The organism is Pengzhenrongella sicca (assembly GCF_017569225.1).
In the GTDB taxonomy this organism is placed as follows: Bacteria; Actinomycetota; Actinomycetes; order Actinomycetales; family Cellulomonadaceae; genus Pengzhenrongella; species Pengzhenrongella sicca.
Map to the genome: position 1 here is coordinate 4,192,482 of NZ_CP071868.1, position 26,042 is coordinate 4,218,523.

29 protein-coding genes are annotated in these 26,042 nt (G+C 67.9%); 19 read left to right on the forward strand and 10 right to left on the reverse strand.

Annotated elements, in window-relative coordinates; translation table 11 throughout:
* Positions 1-125 precede the first annotated feature (125 nt).
* The 12 genes from J4E96_RS19205 (at position 126) to J4E96_RS19260 (ending at position 11,850) form a co-directional block, all read left to right on the forward strand.
* On the forward strand, positions 126-2,105 hold the full coding sequence (locus tag J4E96_RS19205; protein ID WP_227423628.1) for a methyl-accepting chemotaxis protein: 1,980 nt from the start codon (positions 126-128) through the stop codon (positions 2,103-2,105).
* Positions 2,105-3,766: a chemotaxis protein CheW gene (locus J4E96_RS19210; protein WP_227423629.1), complete on the forward strand. Its 1,662-nt coding sequence runs from the start codon at positions 2,105-2,107 to the stop codon at positions 3,764-3,766. Before J4E96_RS19205 ends, J4E96_RS19210 begins: the two co-directional genes overlap by 1 nt.
* Positions 3,767-3,771: 5 nt before the next feature.
* Positions 3,772-4,851 (forward strand): chemotaxis-specific protein-glutamate methyltransferase CheB, encoded by a 1,080-nt coding sequence (cheB, locus tag J4E96_RS19215; protein ID WP_227423630.1) that lies wholly within the window; start codon positions 3,772-3,774, stop codon positions 4,849-4,851.
* A 71-nt stretch (positions 4,852-4,922) separates the two neighbouring features.
* On the forward strand, positions 4,923-5,558 hold the full coding sequence (locus tag J4E96_RS19220; RefSeq protein ID WP_227423631.1) for a HEAT repeat domain-containing protein: 636 nt from the start codon (positions 4,923-4,925) through the stop codon (positions 5,556-5,558).
* A complete protein-coding gene (locus J4E96_RS19225) occupies positions 5,555-6,433 on the forward strand; it encodes a CheR family methyltransferase (RefSeq protein WP_227423632.1) in 879 nt (292 codons plus the stop codon). The genes J4E96_RS19220 and J4E96_RS19225 overlap by 4 nt, the downstream gene beginning before the upstream one ends.
* Positions 6,430-6,828: a response regulator gene (locus J4E96_RS19230; protein WP_227423633.1), complete on the forward strand. Its 399-nt coding sequence runs from the start codon at positions 6,430-6,432 to the stop codon at positions 6,826-6,828. Before J4E96_RS19225 ends, J4E96_RS19230 begins: the two co-directional genes overlap by 4 nt.
* Complete coding sequence (locus J4E96_RS19235; RefSeq protein WP_227423634.1) at positions 6,825-9,326, forward strand: chemotaxis protein CheA; 2,502 nt, start codon at positions 6,825-6,827, stop codon at positions 9,324-9,326. Before J4E96_RS19230 ends, J4E96_RS19235 begins: the two co-directional genes overlap by 4 nt.
* Entirely contained in the window at positions 9,307-9,582 is a 276-nt protein-coding gene (locus J4E96_RS19240; protein WP_227423635.1) for a hypothetical protein, read from the forward strand. Before J4E96_RS19235 ends, J4E96_RS19240 begins: the two co-directional genes overlap by 20 nt.
* The gene (locus J4E96_RS19245) at positions 9,579-9,950 is read left to right on the forward strand and encodes a response regulator (protein ID WP_227423636.1); all 372 of its coding nucleotides are present in this window, start codon (positions 9,579-9,581) and stop codon (positions 9,948-9,950) included. Before J4E96_RS19240 ends, J4E96_RS19245 begins: the two co-directional genes overlap by 4 nt.
* A gap of 109 nt (positions 9,951-10,059) precedes the next feature.
* Positions 10,060-11,058, forward strand: a complete 999-nt coding sequence (locus J4E96_RS19250) for a methyl-accepting chemotaxis protein (RefSeq protein ID WP_227423637.1) — start codon at positions 10,060-10,062, stop codon at positions 11,056-11,058.
* An 87-nt stretch (positions 11,059-11,145) separates the two neighbouring features.
* Positions 11,146-11,559, forward strand: a complete 414-nt coding sequence (locus tag J4E96_RS19255) for a BLUF domain-containing protein (protein ID WP_227423638.1) — start codon at positions 11,146-11,148, stop codon at positions 11,557-11,559.
* A 153-nt stretch (positions 11,560-11,712) separates the two neighbouring features.
* On the forward strand, positions 11,713-11,850 hold the full coding sequence (locus J4E96_RS19260; protein ID WP_227425837.1) for a toxin-antitoxin system HicB family antitoxin: 138 nt from the start codon (positions 11,713-11,715) through the stop codon (positions 11,848-11,850).
* 70 nt (positions 11,851-11,920) lie between these two features.
* On the opposite strand, the gene J4E96_RS19265 is transcribed toward J4E96_RS19260, so the two are convergent.
* Together J4E96_RS19265 and J4E96_RS19270 are read right to left on the reverse strand one after the other, a co-directional pair.
* Complete coding sequence (locus J4E96_RS19265; protein WP_227423639.1) at positions 11,921-12,115, reverse strand: hypothetical protein; 195 nt, start codon at positions 12,113-12,115, stop codon at positions 11,921-11,923.
* 149 nt (positions 12,116-12,264) lie between these two features.
* Complete coding sequence (locus tag J4E96_RS19270; protein WP_227423640.1) at positions 12,265-12,732, reverse strand: MarR family winged helix-turn-helix transcriptional regulator; 468 nt, start codon at positions 12,730-12,732, stop codon at positions 12,265-12,267.
* 107 nt (positions 12,733-12,839) lie between these two features.
* Here J4E96_RS19270 and J4E96_RS19275 point away from each other — a divergent pair, with 107 nt between their 5' ends.
* On the forward strand, positions 12,840-13,727 hold the full coding sequence (locus J4E96_RS19275; protein WP_227423641.1) for an alpha/beta fold hydrolase: 888 nt from the start codon (positions 12,840-12,842) through the stop codon (positions 13,725-13,727).
* Between the two features lie 328 nt (positions 13,728-14,055).
* Here J4E96_RS19275 and J4E96_RS19280 read toward each other — a convergent pair whose 3' ends face one another.
* Complete coding sequence (locus J4E96_RS19280) at positions 14,056-15,168, reverse strand: zinc-binding alcohol dehydrogenase family protein (protein WP_227423642.1); 1,113 nt, start codon at positions 15,166-15,168, stop codon at positions 14,056-14,058.
* Positions 15,169-15,257: 89 nt separating this feature from the next.
* On the opposite strand from J4E96_RS19280, the gene J4E96_RS19285 reads away from it, so the two are divergent.
* Positions 15,258-15,830, forward strand: coding sequence for a TetR/AcrR family transcriptional regulator (locus J4E96_RS19285; protein WP_227423643.1), 573 nt, complete (start codon positions 15,258-15,260; stop codon positions 15,828-15,830).
* 306 nt (positions 15,831-16,136) lie between these two features.
* Here the strand turns inward: J4E96_RS19285 and J4E96_RS19290 are convergent, their stop codons facing one another.
* The gene (locus J4E96_RS19290; protein ID WP_227423644.1) at positions 16,137-16,724 is read right to left on the reverse strand and encodes a GNAT family N-acetyltransferase; all 588 of its coding nucleotides are present in this window, start codon (positions 16,722-16,724) and stop codon (positions 16,137-16,139) included.
* Between the two features lie 308 nt (positions 16,725-17,032).
* Complete coding sequence (locus J4E96_RS19295) at positions 17,033-17,203, reverse strand: hypothetical protein (protein ID WP_227423645.1); 171 nt, start codon at positions 17,201-17,203, stop codon at positions 17,033-17,035.
* A 730-nt stretch (positions 17,204-17,933) separates the two neighbouring features.
* On the opposite strand from J4E96_RS19295, the gene J4E96_RS19300 reads away from it, so the two are divergent.
* A complete protein-coding gene (locus J4E96_RS19300; protein ID WP_227423646.1) occupies positions 17,934-18,344 on the forward strand; it encodes a hypothetical protein in 411 nt (136 codons plus the stop codon).
* A 482-nt stretch (positions 18,345-18,826) separates the two neighbouring features.
* On the opposite strand, the gene J4E96_RS19305 is transcribed toward J4E96_RS19300, so the two are convergent.
* The 3 genes from J4E96_RS19305 to J4E96_RS20470 are packed head-to-tail and all read right to left on the reverse strand — an operon-like array spanning position 18,827 to position 20,663.
* Positions 18,827-19,453 (reverse strand): hypothetical protein, encoded by a 627-nt coding sequence (locus J4E96_RS19305; RefSeq protein WP_227423647.1) that lies wholly within the window; start codon positions 19,451-19,453, stop codon positions 18,827-18,829.
* On the reverse strand, positions 19,450-20,040 hold the full coding sequence (locus J4E96_RS19310) for a SigE family RNA polymerase sigma factor (protein ID WP_227423648.1): 591 nt from the start codon (positions 20,038-20,040) through the stop codon (positions 19,450-19,452). Before J4E96_RS19310 ends, J4E96_RS19305 begins: the two co-directional genes overlap by 4 nt.
* Positions 20,037-20,663 carry a DUF418 domain-containing protein gene (locus J4E96_RS20470; RefSeq protein ID WP_406620104.1) on the reverse strand — a complete coding sequence of 209 codons (627 nt, stop codon included), beginning with the start codon at positions 20,661-20,663 and terminating at the stop codon, positions 20,037-20,039. Before J4E96_RS20470 ends, J4E96_RS19310 begins: the two co-directional genes overlap by 4 nt.
* Between J4E96_RS20470 and J4E96_RS19320 the strand changes: the two genes are divergently transcribed.
* Entirely contained in the window at positions 20,568-20,843 is a 276-nt protein-coding gene (locus J4E96_RS19320) for a hypothetical protein (RefSeq protein WP_227425855.1), read from the forward strand. The genes J4E96_RS20470 and J4E96_RS19320 overlap by 96 nt on opposite strands.
* 50 nt (positions 20,844-20,893) lie before the next feature.
* Here J4E96_RS19320 and J4E96_RS19325 read toward each other — a convergent pair whose 3' ends face one another.
* Positions 20,894-22,120: an MFS transporter gene (locus tag J4E96_RS19325; RefSeq protein ID WP_406620106.1), complete on the reverse strand. Its 1,227-nt coding sequence runs from the start codon at positions 22,118-22,120 to the stop codon at positions 20,894-20,896.
* A 263-nt stretch (positions 22,121-22,383) separates the two neighbouring features.
* On the opposite strand from J4E96_RS19325, the gene J4E96_RS19330 reads away from it, so the two are divergent.
* Positions 22,384-23,400 (forward strand): LacI family DNA-binding transcriptional regulator, encoded by a 1,017-nt coding sequence (locus J4E96_RS19330; RefSeq protein WP_227423650.1) that lies wholly within the window; start codon positions 22,384-22,386, stop codon positions 23,398-23,400.
* Between the two features lie 411 nt (positions 23,401-23,811).
* On the opposite strand, the gene J4E96_RS19335 is transcribed toward J4E96_RS19330, so the two are convergent.
* Positions 23,812-24,180, reverse strand: a complete 369-nt coding sequence (locus tag J4E96_RS19335) for a DUF234 domain-containing protein (RefSeq protein ID WP_227423651.1) — start codon at positions 24,178-24,180, stop codon at positions 23,812-23,814.
* A 150-nt stretch (positions 24,181-24,330) separates the two neighbouring features.
* On the opposite strand from J4E96_RS19335, the gene J4E96_RS19340 reads away from it, so the two are divergent.
* Positions 24,331-24,687, forward strand: a complete 357-nt coding sequence (locus J4E96_RS19340) for a YciI family protein (RefSeq protein ID WP_227423652.1) — start codon at positions 24,331-24,333, stop codon at positions 24,685-24,687.
* Positions 24,688-24,719: 32 nt separating this feature from the next.
* Positions 24,720-26,000: an RNA polymerase sigma factor gene (locus J4E96_RS19345; protein WP_227423653.1), complete on the forward strand. Its 1,281-nt coding sequence runs from the start codon at positions 24,720-24,722 to the stop codon at positions 25,998-26,000.
* Positions 26,001-26,042: the final 42 nt, after the last annotated feature.

The following is a 26,042-nucleotide window of genomic DNA, read 5'->3' on the forward strand; positions in this document are numbered from 1 at the left end:
AACCTCTAATGAGCCTGACGTCCTAGCCGAATAGAGGCGTGGGCTGGCGAACGCTGGCTCGCGGGAAGTCGACCGCGGCGATGTGAAGAGAGCGCCGGGTTGCGGCTATTCAGGGGGATTGCAGCATGCCATTGACCACCAGTTCGACGGGTCGCTCGACTGCCGAGGCCAAGTACGTCGCGAAGACCAGCAAGGCCGTCGCCCCGACCGGCATCCCGGCACAGCTCGTTCGGTCCCAGCAGGACGGTGCCCACGGGGCGCGCGGGGACACCGATGCGGCGCGCCGCAAGGCTCGCTCGATCGCCAAGCAGCAGCAGGCTGCCGAGCGGATCGCGAGCGCGACTGGTGAGGTCTCGGCGCAGAACGCGCAGGCAGTGGAGGTTTCCCGCCAGCTGCGGGAGTCCGTCCAGGAGATCTCGGCGGGTTCCGAGGAGGCATCGGGAGCGACGCAGGAGAGCCTTGCGGTGATGGGCCAGGTCGAGGAGCGCATCCAGCGTCAGCAGCAGGCCGCGGCCAACGTCGAGGCGATCAGCCGGACCCTGCAGACCACGATCGCCGACACCACGGTCGGTATCGAGCGGTTGCTGCAGAACGTGTCAGGTGCTTCGGACCGGCAGGCCGCGTCGGTGAAGGTGATCAGTGAGCTGGAGAAGCAGGCCGATGAGATCGGCGAGATCGTCAAGACGGTGGCGCAGATCGCGGACCAGACCAACCTGCTGGCGCTGAACGCGGCGATCGAGGCTGCCCGCGCCCGCCAGCACGGCAAGGGGTTCGCGGTGGTGGCCGACGAGGTGCGCACCCTGGCCGAGACGAGCGAGCGAAGCGCGAAGCAGATCCGCGACCTGATCGATGAGATCCGGGTCGGGGTCAACGCGGTGGCCGCGGATGTGCAGGCGTCCGCCGAGAGCGGCCTGAACGAGGTCGAGAAGGGCAAAAGCCTGACGATCCAGCTCGGTCAGATCCGCGACGACATGACGGTTCTTATGAAGGGCGCCGTGGAGGTAGCGGCTGCCGCGACGCAGGGGGAGAAGGGCGCAGCCCAGGCCAAGGCGCATTCCGAGGAGATCGCGGCCGCATCCGAGCAGCAGTCGGCCGCGTGCGAGGAGTCGTTGCAGACCATCACGGAGCAGGGTGCGGCCCTGGGTCAGAGTGAGAAGGTTGCCCACGATCTCGCCGATATCGCTGACGAGCTGCGTACCAGCACCGACATCGCGAAGAGTGCCGAAGAGGTCGCCCAGGCTGCTGAGGAGCTGGGTTCGGCCGTGGAGGAGATCAACCGGGCGGCGGCGCAGATCTCGGTCGCGATCGGCCAGATCTCGAGCGGTGCGCAGATCGCTGCGGCGAAGTCGCAGGAGGCGGCGGGTGCGGTCAACCAGATCGAGCAGGGGGCGCGGTTGTCCGAGACGAACTCCACTGCGGCGATCGAGCGTGCTGACCTGTTGCTCTCTCTTGTCGCCACGAACAAGGTCGACACGGACACCATGATCGAGACGATTGCCACGACGACAAAGTCCGGGATGGGAAGCGTTCGCAAGATCGTCGAGCTGGAGCAGGTGTCGCGCCGGATCGACAAGATCGTTGACGCGATTGCGAACGTGTCGATGCAGACCAACATGCTCGCGATCAACGGTTCGGTCGAGTCGGCTCGGGCAGGGGAGTTCGGCAAGGGCTTCGCCGTGGTGTCCACCGACATCCGCAACCTGGCGCGCGACTCGGCAGAGAACGCCGATCGGATCAAGGATCTGGTCAAGGCGGTACAGGACCGTATCGTCCAGGTGCGTGGCGAGCTCGAGGAGACCACACGCCAGGCACTGGTGGAGGTCGAGGCGGCCAAGTCCACCAGCGCCCGGTTGATCGAGATCGAGCGTGACATGGCCGACGTGCGCTCGGGCAACGCGGTGGTGCGTGAGTCCGCGCAGGAGATCGCAGCAGCGCTGGCTCAGGTCAAGACCGGGCTCGACCAGATCTCCTCGGCAGCGGCACAGTCGGACCAGCTCACGGGCCAGGCCGCGGCGGCAGCCAAGCAGCAGGCACAGGCCGCCGAGAACATGGCCGCTGCCGTTGAGGAGATCGCCGCGCTCGCCGATGAACTGCAGAACGCCTGATGTCCCGCAAGGCCGTGGTGACCGGCGACGAAGTCGTCGCCGGTGATGAGATCGTCGGCGATGAGGTGGGGGGCGATGGGACGACGTCGGGCGAGTTGGACAGCGCCGACTTCGTGACGTTCGACATGCAGGGTGAGCGGTACGCGTTCCCGATGAACCGGGTGAACGAGATCATCCGGATACCAAAGGTGGTCCGAGTTCCCCTCGGGCCGGTGAGCCTGGAGGGCCTGGCCAACTTGCGGGGCAAGGTGCTGCCGGTCGTCAACCTGAGGGCCTGCTGCATGCTGCCGGTCGTTGAGCACAACGAGACCACCCGGGTGATCGTTGTCGACAGCGGGGTTCCGCTCGGTTTTGTGGTGGACCGGGTGGCCAGCGTGGTCAGCGTGAATCGGGACGCGGTCGAGCCAGCGGAAACGGTCCAGTCGACGGTCCAGTCCGACATCCTGGTCGGGATCATCAAGTCGGCCGATGGTGAGATGACCACGGTGCTGGACGTGGACCGCCTCGTAGGGGCGCAGTTTGCGCAGTTCGCCCATCGCAGGGGCAGCGGTGACGGTACCGCCGAGTCCGCCCGGTCAGTCGACGACGACTCCAGCGATGAGCTGGGCGACACGGTGGAGCTGGTCAGCTTCGTCGTCGACGATCAGGAGTACGCGCTCCCGATCGCACAGGTGCAGGAGATCGTCCAGGCCCCGGAGTCCGTGAGCCGGATCCCCAACGCGGGCGAGCGGGTTCTCGGGGTGATGGACCTGCGTGGGCGGGTGCTGCCGGTGTTGTCCATGCGGCGGATCTTCGGTCTTCCGGTCACCGACCTCGGGGCGCAGAACCGGATCGTGGTGGTGCCGTTGGACGGCGGTGTGGTGGGAGTGGTGATGGACACGGTTCGCGAGGTGCTGCGGGTGCCGTCCGACCTGGTGGCGGCGCTGCCCAACGTGGTGGCTGGAGCGGGTCGGACCACGGAGGTCGTCTCAGTGTGCCGACTCGAGGACGGTCACCGCCTGGTGTCGGTGCTGAGTCTGGACCGGATGTTTGACGCCCCAGGGTTGCGTGCCGAGCTTGCCGAGCACGTGGGTGACGACGCTGTGGAGGGAACGACGGAGATGGACGAGGCCGGGGTCAACGACGGGCGGGGTGACGAGGAGCTGTTCGTCGTCTTCCGGCTCGACGACGAGGAGTACGCGGTCGACGTCGACGCGGTGCAGGAGATCATCCGGGTACCGGACACACTGATCCGGGTACCCAAGACCCACGACTTCGTCGAGGGTCTGGTGAACCTGCGTGGCACGGTGCTGCCCGTGGTGGACCTTCGCACACGGTTCGGGCTGGCCCGGGCGGAACGCGACGAGCGGCAACGCATCGTGGTGCTGTTCCTCGGCGGGACCCGTACCGGGTTCATCGTGGACTCGGTCACCGAGGTGGCCCGCATCCCCAGAGGCATCTTGGAGCCGGCACCTGAGCTCTCCGAGGAGCAGGCGCGGTTCGTGGCACAGGTGGTGAACCTGCCCGCCGAGACGCGCATGCTGCTCGTGGTGCGGGCGGAGGAGCTGGTCGCGGCCATCGAGACGCTTGCGCCGGACGCGACGCCCACACCGGGCGGATCAATCCCGAAGCAGAGGCCGGCGCCGGTCAACAGTCTCGTCCACGAGACCCTGGTGGCCTGACAACGATGACTGCCAGCGTGCTCGTCGTCGATGACTCGGCCCTGATGCGCAAGGTGCTCAAGCGCATCCTGGTCGACGCCGGTGGCTTCGAGGTGTTCACCGCACGCGACGGCCTGGATGCGCTGGAGCAGGTCCAGCGCATCCAGCCCGATGTGGTGACCATGGACATCAACATGCCCGGGATGGACGGATTGTCCTGCCTGACCCGGATCATGCAGGATGACCCCCGCCCGGTGGTCGTCGTCTCGTCGCTGAGCGAGCACGGTGCGCTGGTCACCCTGGAGGCCCTCGAGTTGGGCGCAGTCGACTACGTGCCCAAGCCAGGGGGCACCGTCTCGCTCAACATGGACCAGGTCGCGACCGAGATCGTCGCCAAGGTCCGCGGCGCGGTCGGGGCCAGGGTCGGGCGTGCGGGCGGGCTGGCGGCTCGGATGCGCGCGGACCGCCATCGCGCGGGAGGCGTCGAAGCGACCCAGCGCCGCAGGAGATCACCGAGCCAGGTGACCTCGACGCCCGTCGACGTGGTGCTCATCGGTTCTTCCACCGGTGGACCGGCGGTGCTCTCGATGCTGCTCTCCGCGCTGCCCGGATCGCTGTCCGCGCCCGTGGTCGTCGCCCAGCACATCCCCGCCTCGTTCACCGCGTCGCTGGCCAACCGGCTCAACGAGGCCTCTGCGCTGGGCGTGCACGAGGTCACCCGACCCCAACGCCTGGAACCTGGTCACGTCTATATCGGGCGCGGTGACGCCGATGTGGTGCTGGCACGCCAGGGCGACGTGCTGATCGCCAAGAGTGTCCCGTCCAGCCCGAACTACAACTGGCATCCGTCCGTGAATCGGCTGGTCGCCTCCGCGCGACACCTCGTCGACCCACGGCGGGTGGTCGCTGCGCTGCTGACCGGGATGGGCGACGACGGCGCGGCCGAGCTGGCCGAGCTGCACGCCGACGGCGGCCGCACGATCGCCGAGGCCGAGGAGACTGCCGTGATCTGGGGCATGCCCGGTGAGCTCGTTCGCCGTGGCGGCGCGACCCGCACCCTGCCCAACTACCGCATCGCGGACCAGATCTCCGACTGGGTGCGCTGAGCGCACCACCAAGGTGCGCCGACGCGCTCCGCACCACGAACTCATCGACAAGGAAACAAGAGGACCCCGGCATGGCACTCATGCGGACCACCAATGCGGCCAGACCGCCCGCCGAGCCGACGCCTCAACCCGGCTTTGACGAACTTCTCTCGAGACTGACCGAGACCGATCGAGAGCTGCGCCGTCGCGCGGCCTTCGCTCTCGACGCGGCCGACCCGGCGGCCGCGGTGCCCGCGCTGCTGGCGCGAGTAGGCGAGGAGACCGATCCGACCGTCCGTGACGCCGTGCTCACCGTGCTCGCCGGTCATGACGACCTCACCGTGGCTCGCTCGCTGGTCGCGCACCTGACGAGCGAGGATGCCGGCCTTCGCACGGCCGTGGTCGGAGCGTTGTCGAGCATGCCCGGGTCGGTGCCGCACCTGCTTCCCGCCCTCGTCGTCGACCCCGACCCGGACGTCCGCATCCTGACCGCGATGCTGCTTGCCGACCTCGAGCCCCCGGTCGCGGTGGCCTGGCTCGTGGAGATGATCCTCTCGGACGATCACCCGAACGTGGTGGGGACAGCGATCGACTCCCTCCAGCCGTACTTCGGCAGCGAACACATCGGGCTCCTGGAGGCTACTCGGGACCGATTCCGACGCGATCCGTTCCTGCGCTTCGTCATCGACACCGCGCTCGCCCGGTTGAACGGGGGCGGCAACCGATGACCTCCACGGCCCCGGCGGGTGCCCGCACTGACGGGCTCACCGACGCGAACTTCGAACGGTTCCGTGAGTACTTCTACGCGCAGACGGGCATCCAGTTCGGCTCCACGAAGCGCTACTTCGTGGACAAGCGCGTCGAGGCCTGCATCCAGGCGTCCGGTGAAGACGGCTTCGCGGCCTGGTTCGCCAAGGTCCGCATGGGGACCCGGCCCGAACTGATCGAACAGATGGTCAACCGGTTCACCGTGAACGAGACCTACTTCCTGCGCGAGGACTACCAGTTCGACGACCTCCTGGCCTCAGTGCTGCCTGAGATCGCCGCTGAACGAGCACGCAACGGCGAGCCCGTCCGGATCCTGTCGATGCCGTGCTCGACCGGGGAGGAGCCGTACTCGATCGCATTGAAGCTGCTTACGGAGTGGCCGCTCATCAACGACGTCGATGTGCAGATCCACGCGGCGGACATCGACAGCAACGCCCTGGAACACGCGCGCCAAGGAACCTACGGGGAGCGCTCGTTGCATCGGGTGTCGCCCGCATTGCGGAGAAAGTTCTTCACGGCGGTCGACGACAACCACTGGCAGATCAGCGAGGACATCCGGTCCGCGGTCGACTTCCGGCACGTCAACGTATGCGACTCGCGGCAGATGCTCGGGCTGGTCGATTTCGACGTGATCTTCTGCCGCAACATGCTCATCTACTTCGACGAGTTGTCCAGCCGGCGCGCGGCCGAGAACCTGTACGGCGCACTACGTCCCGGTGGCTACCTCTTCCTCGGCCATTCCGAGTCGATGAGCCGGATCTCGCCGATCTTCACCCCTCGCCGGCTGCCGGCCGGCCTTGCGTACCAGCGACCGCGTTCTGGAGCGACCTCATGACCACCCGTGTGCTTGTCGTCGACGACGCCGCCACCGTGCGCCTCTACCACCGCCAGCTGCTGAGCGCTGCAGGGTTCGAGGTGGCCGAAGCGGTCAACGGTCTGGACGCGGTCGAAGCCGCCCTGCAGACCGCGTTCGACCTGTTCGTCGTGGACGTCAACATGCCGAAGATGGACGGGTATGCGTGCGTCTCGGCGCTGCGTGGCGAGACGGTCGCAACCACCGCGCCGATCCTGATGATCAGCACCGAGGACCGCCAGAGCGACGCCGACCTCGCCTACGCCGTGGGGGCCAACCTTTACCTGGTCAAGCCGGTCGACGGCGCACGACTGGTGCGGATGGCAACGATGCTCACCGCGAACGACGGCGATGGGGACGGGGACCTGCACCCGTGAACCCGCTGCTCGCGCAGTTCCTCGCCGAGGCCGACGAACTGCTGACCGTCCTGGACCAGGGTGTGCTCCGGCTGGAACGCGACCCGGACAACGCCGACCTCGTCAACGAGGTGTTTCGGGCCGCCCACACCATCAAGGGCTCCTCCGGCTTGTTCGACTTCCCCGAGCTGACCCGCCTCGTGCACGCCGCCGAGGATCTGCTGGACGCGGTGCGCTCCGGCCAGATCGCCCTCGAACCTGCCCTGACCGACCACCTGTTCGCCGCTTTCGACCTTGTGCGCACCTGGCTCGGCCAGGTGAGCGCGGCCGAGAGGCTGCCGGCCACCGCGGGCGCCGAGGGGGCCGTGCTGATCGCACGGTTGCGCGCGCCTCTCGGCGGTTCAGGCGCGGCGCCGGCGGCCTCCGCCCGGACCACGAGTGCGCCCACCGATGTAGCCCCGCAATGGTTGTGGTCCCTGGGCGAGGACTGGCTCCACGCCACCGCGAGCTGGCTATCGCTGACCGAGGCGACGATGCGCTTCGCGCACTACGAGCCCGACGAACGGTGCTTCTTCCAGGGTGAGGACCCGCTGCACCTGGTGAGCCAGGTGCCCGGGTTGGACCGGCTGGTGCCGGTGGAACCGGCCGCCTGGCCACCGGCGGACGAGTACGACGAGTACGCCAGCGTGCTCGGTTTCGTGCTCGCCACTCGGGCCGGAGTCAGCGAGCTGAGCTACCTGTTCCGTTACGTGTCGGAGCAGGTGGAGATCGTCGAGTTGGATGCGGACGGGCTCCGTCGGCTGCTCGACGGATCCGACGAGGGGACCCGGACCGCGCAGGGTGACGCCGCTGTCGTGCGCGACGACGCGCGCCCGCTGCGCGAACCCGCCGACCAGGAGCGAGTTGACGACGCCAACACCGTGCTGCGGGCCGCACTCCGTACTCTCGCCGCCTCAGACACCACAGGTGACCGCACCGGGCCCGGCGACGAAGGATCAGGTCAGGGTGAGTCGGAGGTGCCGATCAACCCGCGCGTGGGGTCCGTCGTCCGGTCTGTCATCTCGGCCGCGCGCTCCATGGGGTGCGAGGTCGATCTGTCCGCCGACGCCAGTCCGGCGGACGTCGAGGCCGCGATCCGGTTGCTGCTGGCCACAGACGTCGATCCGGTCGAGTCCGTCGACACGGATCCGACCGCGCCCCCGGCGCCCGATCGCCGCACCGACGGGGGCGACCGGCGCGCCAGCGCGCGCGGCCGGCGGGCTGATGACGAGCCGGCTGCGGACGGCGGTGCCGAGTCCGGCCGGTTGGGTGCCCGCACGTTGCGCGTCGACCAGGAGAAGGTCGACCTGCTGATGGACCTGGTCGGCGAGCTCCACGTCGCGAAGAACGCCATGGCGTTCCTGGCCGACGCCGCGGAGGAGGAATTCGGCAGCCGGGTGCTGAGTCGACGACTCAAGGATCAGTACGGGGTGCAGCACCGGCTGGTCGAGGAAATGCAGGCCGCCGTGATGGATATCCGCATGCTGCCCCTGTCCGTGGCGTTCGCCCGGTTCGACCGCCTCGTGCGCGACCTTGGTCGGCGCCTGGACAAGTCGGTCGGTCTGGTGACCGAGGGCGCGGACACGATGGCGGACAAGGACGTGATCGAGGCACTCGGGGATCCACTGATGCACCTGGTGCGCAACTGCGTCGACCACGGACTCGAGACGGCCGCAGAACGGCTCGCCGCGGGCAAGTCCGTGCAGGGCACGGTGCGGCTGTCCGCGGTTTCCGAGGGAGACGCGGTGGTCATCGAGGTCGCCGACGACGGAGCCGGCATCGACCCGGCCGCGATGCGGCTCGCGGCCTACCACAAGGGAGTGATCTCCGAAGAGGAGCTGGAGTCGCTCAGCGACGCCGAGGCGGTGAACTTGGTCTTTAGACCCGGCTTCTCCACGGCCGCCGAAGTTTCCGACGTCTCCGGCCGCGGCGTGGGCATGGACGCGGTCCGAGCGAGCGTCGAACGGCTCGGCGGCACGGTGACGGTGCGGTCACAGCCAGGCGCCGGGACCGTCGCCCGGCTGCGGATGCCGCTGTCGATGGCCGTGACCCAGGTCATGGTGGTCAGCTCGGGCGGACAACGCTTCGGTGTGCCGATCGACGCAGTGGTGGAGACCGTGCGGATACCGGCCAGCGACGTCGACCGCGTGCTGCACCAGGACGTGGTCGTGCTGCGCGATGAGGTGATACCGCTGGTCGATCTTGCCGCAGCGCTGCGGATGGACAACCCGCCCGCTGGCATTGCTCTGGGGCGGGAGGACGCGGCCGACCGCCGCGTGCTGGTGATCCGGGCCGGGAGCCACCACGTCGGCCTGCTCGTGGAGCAGTTCCACCGAGAGGTCGAGGTACTCCTCAAGCCGATGGACGGGATGCTCGCCGATCATCCGCTGTTCTCCGGAACGGCACTGCTCGGCGACGGCCTTGTTCTGCTCGTGCTCAATCCCAAGGAGTTGTTCAGCCATGTCGCTGCAGATGCGTGACCGGGTCGCCACGCTGTCCGGCGTGCTGACCGTCGATGAGGTGGAGCCGCTGGTCGCATGGCTTCGCGCCACCAGGGGTGCGTCGGTGAACCTGCGCGAGTGCACCCACCTGCACACCGGAGCCTTTCAGGCACTGCTGTGCTTTCGACCAAAGGTATCGGCGGCTCCCCGGGACCCGTTCCTCGCAGCCCATGTCTTTCCGTGGCTCACATCCACTCGCCCGCCGCCGATGATGAAAACGGGGGGTGACTCATGACGATGATCATGCTGGTCGACGATTCGCGAACGATCCTGATGAGCCTGACGTCCGTGCTGACCAAGGCCGGGTATCGGGTGGAGACGGCCGGGAATGGCAGTGAGGCGTTGGGCAAGGTGACCGCTGGGCTGCGGCCCAACCTGATCATCAGCGACGTCAACATGCCGGTGATGGACGGCATCACCTTCGCCCGTGAGGCCCGCGGCGTGCCGGGGATGCGGTTCACTCCGATCCTTATGCTCACCACCGAATCCGAGCAGTCCAAGCGCACCGCGGCCAAGCAGGCGGGTGCCACCGGATGGCTAGTTAAACCGGTCGCACCGGACCAGCTGCTGACCGTGATCAAGCAGATCCTGCCCGGAGCCTGAGCACCGCCATGACAACAACACCTCTCGGAGTCCTTCCATGTCCGCACTGAAGTGGTCGACGCGCAGGAGCTCCAAGGCAGACGCGCCGGCCGCCCTGGACCCTGACCTGGTGAGCGACGCGCTGTCCATGCTGCCCCCGTACTGTGACGTGGCCAACGCTCAGCTCACCGACGTCGTGGCTCAAACGGAGCAGGCGGCGATCTCCCTGGTCGAGCACATGGCCGGCATCGACGCACTGTCCGACGTCATGGCCGGCGAGGCGCGCGATCTGTCCGCCACGGTCTCCAGCACCCAGAGCCAGCTCGCCAAGGTCAGCGAGTCGAACATGGAGCTCGCGCACGTGGTGCACCGGCTCACTGGGACCCATATCCGGCGCGCCCGGCGATTGAGCGTCCTCGTCGAGGACGTGCGTGGACTGGGTCTCCACGTGTCCGCGATCGAGGAGGTCACCCGCGCTACCAAGATCCTGGCTCTCAACGCGAAGATCGAGGCAGCCCGAGCTGGCGCCGCCGGAGCCGGCTTCGCGATCGTCGCCGACGAGGTGCGCGCGCTCTCAGAACGGTCAGATGCGGAGGCCAAGGCCATCGGTGCCAGCATCCGCCAGGTCGCGGCGGTGCTTCGTGAAGTTCTCGCCGGCGATGACGAGTTCGCTGATGGGGAAGGCGCAATCGACCTGTCCAATCTGCCCGCCGGTGAGGACAACGCGATCGTCCGTGAGCACGCCAACGTCGCCCACGCCTTGCGCGACCTGGCTCAGCTCGTCAACGAGATCCTCGGGGAGACAGTGCAGGCCGCCGCACGGGTCGAGCAGACATCGGCGGAGCTGACCAGTCGGACGTCGGGCGCCGTCGGCGAGGTCCAGTTCCAGGACATCGGCCGGCAGATGATCGAGCACGTGACCTCGATGGTGGACGACATGCGCCAACAGTCCGTGCGGGTCATCGCGTACACGCGCGGTGAGATCCCCGCGTGCGAGGTACGCGAATCGGTCCGGAGCGTGGACGACCTCCGCGACTCCCACGTCATGGAGCGCCAGCGCGACAGGCACGCTGAGGCGACCGGTGGCCCGTGGCACGCCGACGCCCTCCCTGCCATCGAGCTGTTCTGAGCCAGCACCAACCCACGCGGATGGTCGCTCACGGCGAGCAATCACGATTCGAACCATGAAGAACTCACCGACACAATCGGAGGCGTGATGCTGACACAGCTGCTCTACTTCAGCGAAGTGCGTGATCTCGGCCCGGGCGGAGCCGTCAAGCTCCTCGAGCAAGCCCGGGCGAAGAACAGTCCCCTCCACCTGACCGGAGTCCTCCTGTTCAACCAGATCCACTTCCTCCAATGCCTTGAGGGCAGTCGAGAGAGGGTGACCGACACCTTCAACAGGATCGCCGTCGACGACCGGCACGCGCACGTGTCCCTGATGTCCGTCCACGACATCGACGAGCGGGACTTCCCCGACTGGACCATGGGTTACGTCAGTTCCGCGCCAACCCTGAAGAAGTCCCTGCTGCGCTTCTTCCCCACCGACGAATTCGCTCCCCAGTCCCTGAGCAGCACCTCAGCAACGGCTCTGATGAGGAGTCTCCACACCATGGAGTGCACGGTGTAGGGCTCCGCAGAACAAGCCTCGCAGCGCGTTTGGTAGTATGCCTCCGCGGGTCACGTCCAGAGTCAACGGACTGCCCCCACCGCGGGCGGGCAGCCGGGTGGGTCTGCCAGAGCGTCGTGACCACGGGACAGCGGGGAGCCCGTCCCGGAGCAACTGTCCTCGCGGTCCTATTCGGGCAAGTTCAACCTTCGCGTCGGCGAACAGCTCCACCGACAACTGGCGATACAGGCCGCCGAGGAGCATCTCAGCCTGAACCAGTACCTCGTTCGACGGCTCACCAACGCATCCTGACTGTCGCTCAGCGACGGTCGCCTCGGAGTACGCGCTGCGTAAGCCGGCGGTCTTCGGTATCGCGGCAGGGCTACTGGGCTCGGCGACCCGCACGCAAGGCAAGTGAGATGAGCACCAGGCCACTCACTCCGACAAAGGCGCTCGCGGCGAGGATGACCGTGTCCTCGGCGACAATCCCGAGAAGTTGAGCCATAGCAGTGGCCGAACCGGAGATGAACCGGAGGATCCCCGCCCACACGTTCGGTATCGCGCGCTGCTTCGCCATGGCGAGATGCTACTTGGCCATGGGGTACTGAATCCTGGATGCTCCACGGTGCGCGGCAACAACGCATACCTGTCGCTCAGCGCCGATCGAGCACACCTCTACGTGGCGCCAAGCGCGGAATCGCAAGTGTGGCTCGCGCGGCCAGTTGTTCATTGGATCTCTTCTCTCGTGTGGGCAGAAGGGCTCGAGGAGGAGCGCGAGCCGAGAATCACCAAGACTTCCTCGACAATTTCTAGCTTTCGGAGTCCGACCCGCCCGCCGGCCTGAGAGCGCAGCGTGTCAAATGTCCGGGCTCCAATAGCTATCATTTCGAGTCCTCGAGGAGTCACTGCGAGTCTCTTGCGACGAGCATCTGCGGGGTCGTCATGACGGTTGACGTAATGAAGCTCTTCCAGGGCGGCGATCGTTTTCGCTGCTGCCTGTCTCGATACGCCCAGACTTCTACCGAGCGCGGACGCGCTTTGCGCTCCATCATCGATGGCTTCGAGGGCGAACGCATGGGTGGCCGTTACCCCTGGGTGCCCCTCGCGCTCGAGCTGCGCCACGACGTCACCGACCATCGCGGTGAAGGTGTCTAGAAGGAGCTTGGCCAATTTCGCTCCCGGTGAAGTGTCCATGATCTCAACTTATCTGATTCTCAGCCTATTGACAACCATGTTGTCAAATGAGTAATATGGTAACCATGTTGTCAATCTGACTCGCATCTTCGAGAAGAGGGATCCCGATGAGCAAATCACCCACCCCCGCGACTCTTGCGGGCATCGATCACCACTATGTCGACGTCAACGGCACCACCCTGCACTACGTCGCCGCGGGCACGGAGGGTTCTCCGATCCTGCTCGTGCACGGTTTCCCGGAGTCGTGGTGGGCCTTTCACAAGGTCATTCCGCTGCTGGCCGCGACGCACCGAGTGTTCGCCGTCGATCTGCGCGGCTTCGGCGACTCGGCCCCGGCAACGGCCGGGTTCACCAGCGCGACTGCTGCCGAAGACCTTCACGAGCTCATTGCGGCCCTGGGAGTCGGCCCTGTGCACCTGGCCGCACAGGACATCTCCGGCGGCACCGCTTTCCAGCTTGCCACGACGCACCCGGACGACATTCTAAGCTTCACCGCAACCGAGATGGGCTTGGCCGGCTTCGGCCTCGAAGGCTTCGCCGACGTTACCCACGGAGGCTCCTGGCACATCGGCGTTCCCGTCTCACCAGGAATCGCCGAGATGCTTTTCACCGGTCGCGAGGAACAAGTCCTCGGGAGCTGGGCCTTCCCCGCGATGACTGCGGTGATCGGTTCGATTACCAATGAGGATATTGCCGAATTTGCCCGCACCTACTCCCGCGAGGGCGGCTGGCTCGGATCGATCGGCCTTTACCAGTCGATGCTAGGCGAGGGTGACGCTCTGAAAGCTCTCGCTGAGTCCAACCCCATCACCGTGCCAGCGTTGGCAATCGGGGGCTTTGGAGGTCCATTCACGGTCGGCACCCTCAGCCAGGTTGTTGCTGGCGACGTTGAATCAGTTCAGCTCGACGGGGTCGGCCACTACGTCGCACTCGAAGCCCCAACCGCCCTCGCAGACGCCATCCTCGCGTTCACCGGCCGGGTCGACGCAACCTAGCTGCACTGGTCAGCGACGTTGGCTGAGGAGAGACGCGTCGAAGTAACGAAGACCTCCGGGTGTGGGAGTGGACTGTTGAGTTCCTCAAGACCCCGACCCGGAGGTCGTCGTTAGGTCTCGGGGAGCGGCCAAAGTGTCAGGACGTTCCTCACTCTGCGAACTCGAAGCATTCCTGAGCGACCTGTCACGCCGACCTGCGCGGCTCGGGCGTCGATGAGGTGCAACGGCGAAGCCCCGGGTGCCGAACCCGCCCGGCACAACCCGCTCGGCAGTAGGGAGCAATTCTCGCTCGGCGTTGCCCGCCTGATCGCTTCTGTGCCGTTCGTGGTCACAGCCGGACGACGAGTTTCTGAGCGGAGACCCCCCGCCGGTGGGTGTCCAGGGCCGCTTGGATGCTGTCGAGGCCGTCCGCGACGACGGTCGCCTTCGGGGCGATCGTGTACCGGTCGTCGGCGAGGGCGGCCGGTAGGAAGTCGCAGTAGATCGCGGTGCTGACCTCGTTGTGCTTGAGCGAGGTGCCGAAGATGTACTTGATCCGCACTCCCCGTCGCCGAGCGGCGACCTGGAGGCGAATGTTCGCGGCGATGAGCTTGGCAGTCAACCGCGCGCGCTCGCCGAGTCCGGCATCGGCAAGGGTCTCGAACGTCACGGGCGGGGTGGCGATGGAGACGAACCGATTGCCCTGCACGGCCCCCGCGATTCGCACACACGCGGGTGCCCCCGTCGCGCCGAGGGAGACTGCGCCTGCGAACCTGCGGTCGGCGAGCGCGGCGATGATGTCCCGCTCCACGGTCGGACCGTTGTAGTCGAAGACCTCGGCCGCGCCGAGCGACCGGACGTAGTCGAAATTGCGGGGCGACGCGGTCGCGATCACGTCGTAGCCGGCGGCCACAGCGAGCTGGATGGCCTGGCTACCGACGCTGGTCGAGCCGCCCCAGACCAGCACGGTGAGCCCGGTCGGTTTGGCATTCGCCCTCGGATGGTCGAGGCCGAGCTGATCGCCCTGGAAGAGCCCGCACGCTGCTGTCGAGACGGCAAGGGGCAGGGTGGCCGCGTCCGGGAAGGACAGCGAGTCCGGGATCGGGGACGCCATCCGCTCGAGCAGGACGGTGTACAGCTGGAACCCTCCATCGGCCGGGCGGTTGCTGTCGCGATCGCTGCTGACCGCGTGCCCGAGCACCCGATCGCCGACCTGGAACCGGGTGACGGAGGATCCAATCTCGACGACCTCGCCCGCAACGTCCGAGCCGATCACCATCGGGTACTTGAGCCACCCGTAGAGCAGGTTGCCCTCCACCTGAATGATCCAGTCGAGCGAGTTGATCGCCACGGCCGCGTTGCGGACGGCGATCTCGTTCGGCCCAGGGGTTGTGTAGGGCGCTGGCGCGACCTCGAGCCGTCCGTGCTTCCGGTTGAGCCATGCTGCGGTGTTGTTGGGCATCCGAGCCTCCTGGAGAGGGGCATTGCACTTGGTGCAATGACACTGTCAGGTGATTGCACCGGGTGCAACCCTGATCTAGACTTCTTTTCGTGACGAGATGGGAACCGGGTGGCCGCGAGCGCCTGCAGCAGGCGGCGATGGCGCTGTTTCAGGAGCACGGGTACGCAGCCGTGACCGTCGCGGACATCGCAGATCAGGCCGGTCTCACGAAACGCAGCTTCTTCAACCACTTCCCGGACAAGAGGGAGGTGCCGTTCGCTGGCGCGAAGGAGCTGGAGGTCGAGGTCGTGGATCGGTTGCGCGCCAGTCCCGGCGGTGAACTGCCGTTCGATGCGGTGATCGCGGCGCTGGCCGACGCGGGCCGAGGGCTCGCCCAGTTCGCCCCCTACGCCGCGATGCGCCGCGAGCTGATCGCCTCCTCTGTCGACCTCCAAGAGCGCGACCTGATGAAGTCGGCCGCGCTCGCCGACGCGATCGCGTCGGTCATGCGGGAGTGGGGAGTCTCCGCCCGTGCCTCTCGTCTGGCTTCCGCAAGCGCCGTCGCCGTCTTCGTCGAAGCTTTCGACGCGTGGGGGGCGAACCCGACGGCGGAATTCGGCGACCTCATGGCGAGCGGTGCACACGAGATGCAGTCGATCGTCGGACACGCCGCCGCCACGTGAGTGCAGGACGGCGCGTCCCCTCAGTCGTCGCTGCGCACCAGGCCAGCGACCCGTTCGAGCGGGCCCGCACGGACCTCCTCGATGCCGAGCCACAGGCCGTCCGTCGCGTCGCGCAGGTCACTCCGGAGCTCGCATGTTCGGTTACGCCCGTTGACCCGTGGAGTAGGGACTGAACTCGAGGAACTCGGCATCCACTCGACAGCACGTAGCTGTCGTTCACCGATGTCGGCGTCGTCGTGGCGTTCAGTGGTGTTCGCGACATGGTCGCTTTGGTCCGGGCGGCGACTTGACTGCCCCGCGACTACATCAGGGGTGTAGCACTCGCCGCCGCTCCCATTGCTCCTTGGTGATTTCGTACCGGTAGCCGCCGAGTTCAGCGCCCTCGACCGCGAGCATGTCCTCGGGCGTCGCGAGTTTCTGCGTGACTGCCATCCCGACCTTCTCCATCACGTGCTGGGACGCGCGGTTCAGCGCCATCGTCTCGCCCCACACCACGCGCACTCTAAGGTCCGTGAACGCCATCGTGAGCAGGGCCGCTGACACCTCGGTGGCGTAGCCACGACCCCATGCGGCCTGCCGCAGCCGGTAGCCGAGCTCGACCTCCTCCAGCGGCCCCTCACGCTCCGGACGCAGGCAGAACCATCCAATGAACGCGCCGCCCGCCTTTTCGTACGCCGCGAAGAGCCCACGCGTGCCGGCCCACCTGTCGTACGCGGCGAGGATGCCCGGCAGGATGCGTTCTCGAACCAACTCCGGCGCGGTCGGCTCGCCACCGGACAGGTAGCGCATGACCGCGGGATCACTGTCGAGTTCGGTCAGCAGGTCGGCGTCGTCGACCCGGAACCGGCGCAGCGTCACACGTTCGGTCTGCAAGTACGCGTCCATGGCGGCCATGATGGCAGAGCAGAGGCTCGGCAGAAGACTCTATTTCGAGTGCGGTTCAGAGTTCGGTAAGGGATTGCCGGTCAGGACGGCGGGCGGACCGCGCAGGGAGGCTGCTGACGCGACGGAGCCATGACGTCCCGATCGACGCCGCGCTCGAATCGGGACCGCTACCAGCGAGGACACCGAGCCAGCGGCAGAAACGCGACTCGGACGACCACCGCTTTCCTGTCGCTTAGCGCCGACTGAATGCTGTCGCTCTGCGACGAGCGAACGCCAGCGCGTCCTTTGGACTCATGCCAATTAGAGCGTGTTCGAATTCAGCCCCAATGGTTGTTCGGATTGAGGTCCTCGACGATCCACTGTCCGGCGTCGACCCAGAACAGATGAGGCCTCGGCGCCAGTTCGTAGTCGGCGTATCCGACAAGGGCCTTTTCATCGACGTACGACAGGTCGACATACGGTGCGAACCACTCCAGGGCTTCGCTCACAGCGACCGGTCCGGACTTCAAGGAAAATCTGCAGTTCCAGGTTCCACTTGCGGCGAGCCGACCACACAAGGCGTCCGTGCGGCGTCGTCCCCACGGTCATCGAGGCAGAAAGCGGCGACGCCCAGTTGTGTCGCCACGGCTCGTTCTCGTACGGATCGCCCTCGCCCTCGGCATGACCACGTGCGCGCCAGTCTGGGACCCACCAGTCCCACGCTCCAACTACCGGCGACGGGAGGCTCGTAACTCCCTCACTTAAGTCAGGGACTGCCAAGGCCGCAACCGCGGCGAGAACATGATCCGGCGTATCGGCAGCGAAGTCGAACGACAAGACAACTTCCGTGTAAGAACCCACGCCGCGCAGCGTATGCGCAGCAGCGCCGTGTGCATGACCAATCACTGTCATCACGATCTCCGGACGCGGACGCTCTATCACGCAAGTTCGCTGCTCAGCGGCTTCAGAACCGGCCGGCCCGACGCTGCCGGCTGCGTTCTCATCGCGTGCATCGCTAACTGGTGGTCCCGGTGCGTCGTCCGACTTGTTCGACTGAATCCCTTGCCGAAGAACTGGGGACTCTCGTAGGCAAATTTGACAACGCGACTCGAGTTCCGGTTTCGCCCAGGGCCGTTTCCGGCATTAAGTTCCCGAAAGCCGGATGGACTCCTCGTCCAGCGTCCTACTCCGGCTCGGGCCAGGTTGGGGGCTAGCGAATCGGCCCTCCCGTGGGCTTTGGTGTTTGCGCTCATTGGCGCATCGCTGCTTGTCAGTTTTCTGGCTATTGCTCGCATCAATCGCGCCAAGAGGATGGCCGCGCCGGTTCCAGTATTCACGAGAAATAAGCGCAACGACTTGCTGAAGCAACTGCGGCCCGACATCTCGATCGCACCAACCGATATTGTGCGTCTGGAATCCTTCGCTCGATCCCTCGCCGATGATGATTCCGTCTTGGTGCTACTGGCTTTGACGCTGATGCTGACGAGCCAAGCCGTCAGCCCTTCTCCCGCCTCCGTATTGGCAACTGTGCTGTTCACTTGTGCGATCGCGGTGGCCGCCGTTGGAATCGTGTTGTTCGCGCGGAGCGGGAGCCGCGGCATGAACTACCTAAGGACCCGTGGTACGCCCGGGTCGTACCCCGCAGGCTGATCAATAACGAGACCTCCGGTGACCATTTCGGCTGAGCTTTCCGATGGTGGCGAGGCGGAGCAAGAGCGCGGCGCGACGAATTTCTCGGTCCTGCCCGTTGGCGGTGGCGGTGTTCGTCCGTTCTGGGAGCGTCGAGCCGGCGATGGCTCGTTGGTCTTCGTCGTTCGTTGTCATCGCGTCTCCCCGGCTTCTTCTGCACCGTTGTTAGTGTCGGCTCTCGGTCCGGTCAGCAAGCTTCCTCTGACGAGGTCTTCGAACGTCCAGAGGCGGGCGTAGAGCAGCTCCTCGGCCAGGATCCGGTTGTCCCTGTCCACGTTGTCGTTGTGGCGTGGGTGTGTGTAGCAGTGACGGTCCTGATGAACGCGGCTGCCTTGGAGTTCGAGAGTGCCGGTTCGCTCGCGACCCTCGCGGCGCGCGCAGCCCGGAGTGAGCCGGTGGTGCGGCGCGGGCTCGTGTCCGTGCGCCGCACCACCGCTCGGTGGTCAGCCGACCGTGTGGCCCGCGTCGTCGGTGACGTCGAGCCCCTCGACGAACCGTGCAGCGACCTCGCCCGTCCAGTGCAGCTCGGGTGGGAGCTGGACCGAGAGGTAGTCCCCGTCGCCCTCGGGCGCGAACACCCCGAGGGTCCCGCTCGGACCCCCGTCCGCCCCGAGCATGTCGTACACGAGCACCTCCTGACCGCCGACCGCGAAGGTCTGCGCCTCGAGGTCGCCGCCCGGCAGCGACTGCGAACCGACGAGGCTTGCGACGATCCGACCCTCGAAGCTGTTCGGGTCCGAGCCGTCGTCGTCGCCGTCGGCGAGCATCAGGCTGCTCCGGTCGGAGGACAGCACGTGCCAGCCCTCGGGGACCTCCGCGATCGTGAACCCCGCGGGCTGCTCGGCCGTGTAGGCGACGAGCTCGGCCGCGGCGGCCGGGGTGGTCGAGGTGAGCAGCGGCGCACCGACCGCGACCGTGGCCGCGAAGGCGCCGGCAACGCCGGTGCCGACCAGGCGGGTGCGGCGACGGCGGGCGCGCTGCCCGCGGCTCACGTCGTCGTCGAGCACCGCGGCGGGCGTCGCGTCGACGGTGGCAGTCGCGCGGGACATCAGGGTGGTCAGGTCGCTCATGACATTCTCCCAGCGGTGAGGGTGGCGTGGATCGTGGGGATAGGGGCGGTGTCGCCCCGCGGGTGGTCGGGGTGGTCCGGGCGCAGACCTCGGTCGTCGCGCAGGGCCGGTCCGAGCCGGTGCTTGAGCTTCTCGAGCGCTCGTGCCGTCTGGCTCTTGACCGTCCCCGGTCTGCACCGCAGCGCCCGGGCTGTGTCGGCGACGCTCAGGTCGTGGAAGTAGCGCAGCACCACCGTCGCCCGCATCCGGTCCGGCAGCTCCTCGAGCGCCGCGAACAGCAGCCGGGAGTCGTCGTCGATTGCGCCGCTCCCGACGGCCCGGTCCGGCAGCTGTGACCGGAGGTCCTCGCGCTTGCGCCGGCTCGTGCGCATCTCGTCGGTGAAGGCGTTGACCAGGACGCGGCGGGCGTACGCGTCGCGGTCCCGTACATCGCGCAGGCGCGGCCAGGCGAGGTACATCTTGGTCATAGCGGTCTGGACCACGTCCTCCGCCGTGTGCGGGTCGCCGGCCGTCAGCAGCGTCGCCGTGCGGACCAGCGACTGGCGGCGCTGCGCGGCCCACTCCCGGAACTCTTCGTCAGATCTCATTGCTTGCTCTCCGTTCGCTCATACCCCTCAGACGCGTCCGGCACCGTAAACGGTTGCACGCCCCACGACACCGGAGGTCGCGGGGGCATGTGCCGCGTGACGACCGCCCGCCCGGCCCCTCTGTCGCACCGCACGCACGGAGCGCGACGATCGGGGCCCAACGCCCACCGCCCAGTGTGTCCTCGCCCCTGTGACCATCGGTGACGACTGCGAGGTCTTGCCCGCACGCCCGAGGTGCCCGAGCGATCCGGCGTCAGCCGCGCTCCGACGACCACCACATGCCGCCGCGCCACAGCCACTCGAGCAGGGCCCTGGCGGTGATGGCGCGGCCAGAGCGGGGAGAACGCGCACTGCACGACGAGGATCCCGGCCGCCGCGAGCAGCAGGCCCGTGTACGCGTCAGTATCCGGCAGGTCGGGCAGGTGCCCAGCGCCGATCATGAGGAACGTCGCGGTCACGTAGCTCGTGCGATCGTCGACGTCGCCCGCACCGCCATCACCCACGCACTCACGATCGGCGACTAGCCCATGGCCCGCCGCGCCGTCGACATCGCCACCCTCGCCGCACCGGAAGATGAGACCGCACGACTCGACCTCGTCGACGTCCTGCGCGCCGAAGGACACACCACCGTCGCCCGATCGACCCTGCGCGCCACAGCGGCTGAGCGACTCAACGCGGCTCTTCGGCGCCGGCGCCCAAACGCCGGCGAACTCCCCCTGCCTGAATCGACGGGGCGAAGGACGGATCGTGCCGAGGACGTGCCCGACCCACGCGCGACATCCGACCTCCGCGAAGCCCGCTGACCTGCCAGGTCACCAACGCGCACAATCGCTGCCGCGCGGGTGGTCACCCTTCAAACGGCAGTCTGGCATTCAGCGCATTCCGAAAATACGTGACCCGCTGCCGATTGGTCCTCGGGCTCGTCGTCGGCGGACCCTGTCACTCTGCCGGAGAGCACGGGTGAGGACACCACGACGAGCAGGCCGGCGACGGGCACGACGAGCAGGCCAAGGCGGAGGGAGGACGCGTCGGCGATCGCGCCGACGACGGGGGGCGAGACGAGGAAGCCGACCCGCAGCAGCCAGCTGACGATGGTGAGCCCCGTGCCGCGCCGGAATCCTGGCAGCTCGTCGGCGGCGTGCATCGCCGCCGGGATGAGGGTCGCGACGCCGAGGCCGGCAAGACCGAAGCCGACCACGGTCCCGGCGACCGAGGGGACGGTCAGGGCGACGCCCATCCCGGCAAGGACGACCAGCCCACCCGTGCGTGCCACCGGGCGCTGGCCGAAGCGGTCGACGAGCCGGTCGCCGCAGATCCGCCCGACGAACTGCATCCCCTGGAGGGCGATGAAGCCGACGCCGGCGACGAAAGCCGAGGCCCCGAGGGAACCTGACAGGTAGATGGCCGACCAGGAGCTCCCCGCGTCCTCCACGACGGCACCCGACGCGGCGATCAGGACGAGCGCGGCGAGAACCCCGTACCTGGCGATCAGGTCCGGCCTATGCCTCGAGCGAGGTGACCCGACGTCAGGAGCCACGGCGGGCTCGAAGTCGGCGGGCTCTGCACCGGGCAGCAGGAACCTGTTGGCGGCCACGGCCATAAGGCTGAAGAGCACGCCAGAGCCGGTGAGCTGCAGCGCCACAGGCACGGCGAGCTGCGCGGCCGCCGCGCCGAGGAGCCCGCCAAGAACGGCCCCGACGCTCCACACGGCGTGGAAGGAGTTCAGGATCGACCGTTGGTAGAGCCTTTGAACGCGGAGCCCGTGCGAGTTCTGGGCGACGTCGGTGATCGAGTCCATCGCGCCGGCGAGGAAGAGCCCCCCTGCCAGCGCGATCCAGGCGGGAGCCACCCCGGCGATCAGGATCCCGACCGCCGAGAGCACCGCCGCAACGATCGCCACCCTGGCCGAGCGGAACCTGCGCACCAGCATCCCGGCCGTCAAGCCGGCGAGAAGCGCGCCGAGGGGGAACGCGGCGACGGCGAGGCCGAACGCGGCGTTCGTGAGATGCAGGCCGGCCTTGATCTCGGGGTACCTCGGCAGGAGGTTGGCGAAGATCGCACCGTTGGTGAAGAACAACATCGCCACACCCACGCGGGCGCGAGCAGCCTCCCGGGGTGGTCGCTGGAGTGAAGCCGTCATGGAGGTCATCTGGCAGGAAGTTCCTTCTCGAGTAGTTGACGTCGCCGGCTGCTACCCGTCCCGCAAGAGATCAGCGAGGGCGTGAGAAGGCCCGCACACGTCCGTTTACGCCTTTGCGCTCGCCGTGAACGTTCACGGGCACGCTACCTGCGCCGCAATCCAGCCGTGAACGTTCACGGCGACGCTACCAGTACTGTCATTTCATGGCAAGCAGCGTTCCAGCGATTACGATCCTTGACGTGGCCCGGGTCGCGGGCGTCTCTCGGCAGACCGTCACCAGGGCCCTCAACGGTCTTCCCGACGTCAGCGCCGCAACGCGCGAACGGGTGGTGCATGTTGCCCGCCAGCTGAACTACCGCCCCAACCGGGCCGCGCAGGGCTTGGTGCGCGGTCGCGACGTGACCGTCGGCCTGGTCATGGAAGACCTGCGCAATCCGTACTATCCCGAGCTCGCCTCGGCGCTGAGCCGGCTGGCCTCGGAGCAGGGTTGGAGCGTCATCCTGTGCGACATCGGGGACGACGAGGAGAAGGCTCGTGCCCGGCTCGAGTCGATGGTGCACCGGGTGGACGCGCTCGTGCTCACCGGGTGCCGCACGGATACCGTCGGGCTACTCCCCGGTGATGCGCTCCGCGGCAAAGCCCTCGGCATTCCCATCGTCATGCTGGATGGTTCGCCGGCCGATCAGGTCGATGCCGTCGTCGAGATCGACTACGAGGCGGGCGTCCGTGCGGCCCTCGATCACCTGACGGGCCGCGGGCGACGACGCATCGCCATGATCGATTCGAGCCACATCGCGTCGTCGCGACGGGAGTCGTACCGCGACTACCTGCGCGAGCACGGGCTGGCCTGGACCGGTCGATCCGAGGTCCGCGACGACGAGACCCACGAGGGCGGGGTCCGCGCGGCTCACGAGCTGCTCGGTCGCTACCCGGACGCGGACGCCGTGCTGGTGTACAACGACGTGATGGCGATCGGCGCGCTCAAGGGGTTCGCACGAGCCGGAAGAGCCGTGCCCGACGACATCGCGGTCGTAGGCACGGACGGCCTGGACATCGGGACCCTCGTCACGCCGGAGCTCACGAGCCTCTCGATCGACAAGACGGCGCTCGCACAGCACGCCGTCCAGCTCGTCGACAACATCCTCTCCGGCCGGGCGCCCGCCGGCTCGCGTGAACGCCGTCGCATCGGCCTCACGCTGGTGGTGCGCGAGTCCGCCTGATCAGCCGGTGACTGCTTGGCCCTCAGGACAACCACAGCGGGCGGCGAGGGCTATGACCGAAGGATGCGCGTGCGCGGCCATGGCACCAACTGGCCCGAGCCGGCGTCCACCCGTGGGCTCGGTGACACCGCGCACGAATCAGACGGATAGCAGAGTGACTATCAGTCAGATCGCACGCACCAGTGGGACGTGCGCCTCGGTCCGCGAGCAGCCACCCTGGCCGCCGAACAACCTGACGTCGGTTAAGGCCACGCGGTCAACAGGTCGTCCGCCGTCCATACGGACGCGAACCCTGCACCGGCTGAAGCGCCTGCCGGGCACACCGCGACGAGTGCAACCGCGATCGTGACGCCCGGGATGGCTTGCGCATCGACTGCCAGCTGCACTCCTTCGCCGCGGGTGATGGGTCGGTCAGGGCGCCATTGTGATGGTCCCCACGAAGGAGATGTGCGTCGCGGGGTACCGGTCAGCGCCCACGAGGTCGATCTCGGGAACGTTGGTCCGGGGCCACCAGCCCGCGACGCGACGCACGTCGGACCAGGCGGGGTCCGGGAGCAATCGCTCGAGGGCGTCGCGAACCACGCCTTCGACGGCGCGACCGCGCCACGACGCGAATCCCGCCTCGACTCGCTCGAGCGCGAGATCAGGCCGGCCGCGGTCGACTTCGGCGAGTGCCGGTTCGACGAAGGCAAACCAGAACCGCAGCGCAGGGTCGGCGATCCGGTACCGGCGATCCTTGTCTGCCTTCTTCTGCGCGAACCAGCTCGCGCCCGGAGGCAAAGCGGGCTCCGGCACGCACGGCGGCGGCGGCGGCGGAAAAGTCTTGAAGAGAATCCAGGCCTAGCTGTCGATCCGGCGACAGGATGTTCGTCGTAGTTGATGACGGAGCCGGACAGGCTGGCCCCGCGACCCAGTGCAGGAGGCAGCTCCATGGCCAAGTACGCAATCCTCATCTACGAAGACCCGGCGTTCTACGCGAACGCGTCGCCCGAGACGTGGGGCGCGGTGGTCGACGCGCACAACACGTTCACCAAGCAGGTCTTCGAGCTCGGGGGGTCCCTCGCGGGCGGGGAGGCGCTCGCGCCCACGACGACGGCCACCACGATCAAGGGTGCCGGCACGGTGACGGACGGCCCGTTCGTCGAGACCAAGGAGGCCTTCGGCGGCTACTACGTCGTCGAGGCGCGCGACCTCGACCACGCCGTCGAGATCGCCAAGCTGTGCCCGGCCCCCGGCGGCGGCGTCGAGGTTCGCCCAGTCGTGGACCCGACGACGAACCCGTTCTGATCGCTCCCAGCAACGAGCCGACCGCGTCCGCCATGCAGGCGGACGCGGTCGCTGCCGCGCTGGCGCAGGCCCACCGCTCCGAGTGGGCCTTCGTGCTGTCCGCCACGGTGCGCGTCGCGGGCGACCTGGACGTCGCGGAGGAGTGCGCGCAGGAGGCGTACGTCAGCGCGCTGCAGGCCTGGCCCCGGGACGGCGTCCCGGAGCGGCCCGGCGCGTGGCTGACCACGGCGGCGCGGAACAAGGCGCTGGACCGGTTGCGTCGCGAGGTCACCCTCCGGCGCAAGCTCCCGCTGCTCGTGGAGCCAGCGACAGTCGATCCGCACGACCCGGCCGACCTGGACTGGCCCGACGCCGCGGTGCCAGACGACCGGCTCCGGCTGGTGTTCACCTGCTGCCACCCCACCCTCGCCCCCGAGGCCCGCGTCGCCCTCACCCTGCGCCTGGTCTGCGGCGTTCCCACGTCCGACGTCGCCCGGGCCTTCCTGGTGTCCGAGCCGACGATGGCGGCACGGATCACCCGGGCCAAGAAGAAGATCTCCGAAGCGCGGATCCCCTATCGGGTTCCGGGCCGAGCGGAGCTGCCCGAGCGCCTGGACAGCGTGCTCACCGCCGTCCACCTGCTCTTCAGCACCGGCCACACGGCCGGCGAGGGGGACGCGCTCGTCCGTGAGGAGCTCTGCGACCGGGCACTGCACCTCGCGCGCACCCTCGCCGCGCTGCTCCCCGAGCAGGCCGAGACCCGCGGCCTGCTAGGCCTGCTGCTCCTCACCGACGCGCGCCGGGCCACCCGGACCGACGAGCAGGGCCGGCTGCTCCTGCTCGCTGACCAGGACCGGACGCGCTGGGACCAGCGCGCGATTCTGAAGGGGCTCACGGTGACGGCCGGGGCGCTGGCGTCCGGCCCACCGGGGCGGTTCACCCTGCAGGCGGCGATCGCCGGCGTGCACGCGATGGCGCCGTCCCTGGAGCAGACCGACTGGCCGCGTGTCGTGAACCTCTACGACCGGCTGCTGGCGGTGTGGAACACCCCGGTGGTCGCGCTCAACCGGGCCGCCGCCGTGGCGTTCGCCGACGGTCCGGCCGCCGCCCTGCCGCTCCTCGACGAGCTGGCGACCGATCCCCGGCTCGCCGACTACCCCTACCTTTCCGCCACCCGCGCCGACTTGCTGCGCCGCCTCGGCGACGCCGCCGGCGCGGCTCAGTCGTACCGGCGCGCGATGGAGCTCACGGCGAACGCCGCGGAGCGCGCCTTCCTGGAACAGCGCCTGGCCGAGGTCATCCGCGCCGCCGGCGCCGAGCCCGCGCCCGGCTGAGGACGGCGGGCTCCGCAGTCACCGCTCCGAGGCCTCGCCCGG

Bases quoted from the DNA above. Each gene is read 5' to 3' on its own strand.
- J4E96_RS19205 (WP_227423628.1), top strand. From the start codon at position 126: ATGCCATTGACCACCAGTTCGACGGGTCGCTCGACTGCCGAGGCCAAG.
- J4E96_RS19210 (WP_227423629.1), top strand. From the start codon at position 2,105: ATGTCCCGCAAGGCCGTGGTGACCGGCGACGAAGTCGTCGCCGGTGAT.
- cheB (WP_227423630.1), top strand. From the start codon at position 3,772: ATGACTGCCAGCGTGCTCGTCGTCGATGACTCGGCCCTGATGCGCAAG.
- J4E96_RS19220 (WP_227423631.1), top strand. From the start codon at position 4,923: ATGGCACTCATGCGGACCACCAATGCGGCCAGACCGCCCGCCGAGCCG.
- J4E96_RS19225 (WP_227423632.1), top strand. From the start codon at position 5,555: ATGACCTCCACGGCCCCGGCGGGTGCCCGCACTGACGGGCTCACCGAC.
- J4E96_RS19230 (WP_227423633.1), top strand. From the start codon at position 6,430: ATGACCACCCGTGTGCTTGTCGTCGACGACGCCGCCACCGTGCGCCTC.
- J4E96_RS19240 (WP_227423635.1), top strand. From the start codon at position 9,307: ATGTCGCTGCAGATGCGTGACCGGGTCGCCACGCTGTCCGGCGTGCTG.
- J4E96_RS19245 (WP_227423636.1), top strand. From the start codon at position 9,579: ATGACGATGATCATGCTGGTCGACGATTCGCGAACGATCCTGATGAGC.
- J4E96_RS19255 (WP_227423638.1), top strand. From the start codon at position 11,146: ATGCTGACACAGCTGCTCTACTTCAGCGAAGTGCGTGATCTCGGCCCG.
- J4E96_RS19265 (WP_227423639.1), bottom strand. From the start codon at position 12,115: ATGGCGAAGCAGCGCGCGATACCGAACGTGTGGGCGGGGATCCTCCGG.
- J4E96_RS19270 (WP_227423640.1), bottom strand. From the start codon at position 12,732: ATGGACACTTCACCGGGAGCGAAATTGGCCAAGCTCCTTCTAGACACC.
- J4E96_RS19275 (WP_227423641.1), top strand. From the start codon at position 12,840: ATGAGCAAATCACCCACCCCCGCGACTCTTGCGGGCATCGATCACCAC.
- J4E96_RS19280 (WP_227423642.1), bottom strand. From the start codon at position 15,168: ATGCCCAACAACACCGCAGCATGGCTCAACCGGAAGCACGGACGGCTC.
- J4E96_RS19290 (WP_227423644.1), bottom strand. From the start codon at position 16,724: ATGGCCGCCATGGACGCGTACTTGCAGACCGAACGTGTGACGCTGCGC.
- J4E96_RS19305 (WP_227423647.1), bottom strand. From the start codon at position 19,453: ATGAGCGACCTGACCACCCTGATGTCCCGCGCGACTGCCACCGTCGAC.
- J4E96_RS19310 (WP_227423648.1), bottom strand. From the start codon at position 20,040: ATGAGATCTGACGAAGAGTTCCGGGAGTGGGCCGCGCAGCGCCGCCAG.
- J4E96_RS19320 (WP_227425855.1), top strand. From the start codon at position 20,568: ATGGCCCGCCGCGCCGTCGACATCGCCACCCTCGCCGCACCGGAAGAT.
- J4E96_RS19325 (WP_406620106.1), bottom strand. From the start codon at position 22,120: ATGTTGTTCTTCACCAACGGTGCGATCTTCGCCAACCTCCTGCCGAGG.
- J4E96_RS19330 (WP_227423650.1), top strand. From the start codon at position 22,384: ATGGCAAGCAGCGTTCCAGCGATTACGATCCTTGACGTGGCCCGGGTC.
- J4E96_RS19340 (WP_227423652.1), top strand. From the start codon at position 24,331: ATGGCCAAGTACGCAATCCTCATCTACGAAGACCCGGCGTTCTACGCG.
- J4E96_RS19345 (WP_227423653.1), top strand. From the start codon at position 24,720: ATGCAGGCGGACGCGGTCGCTGCCGCGCTGGCGCAGGCCCACCGCTCC.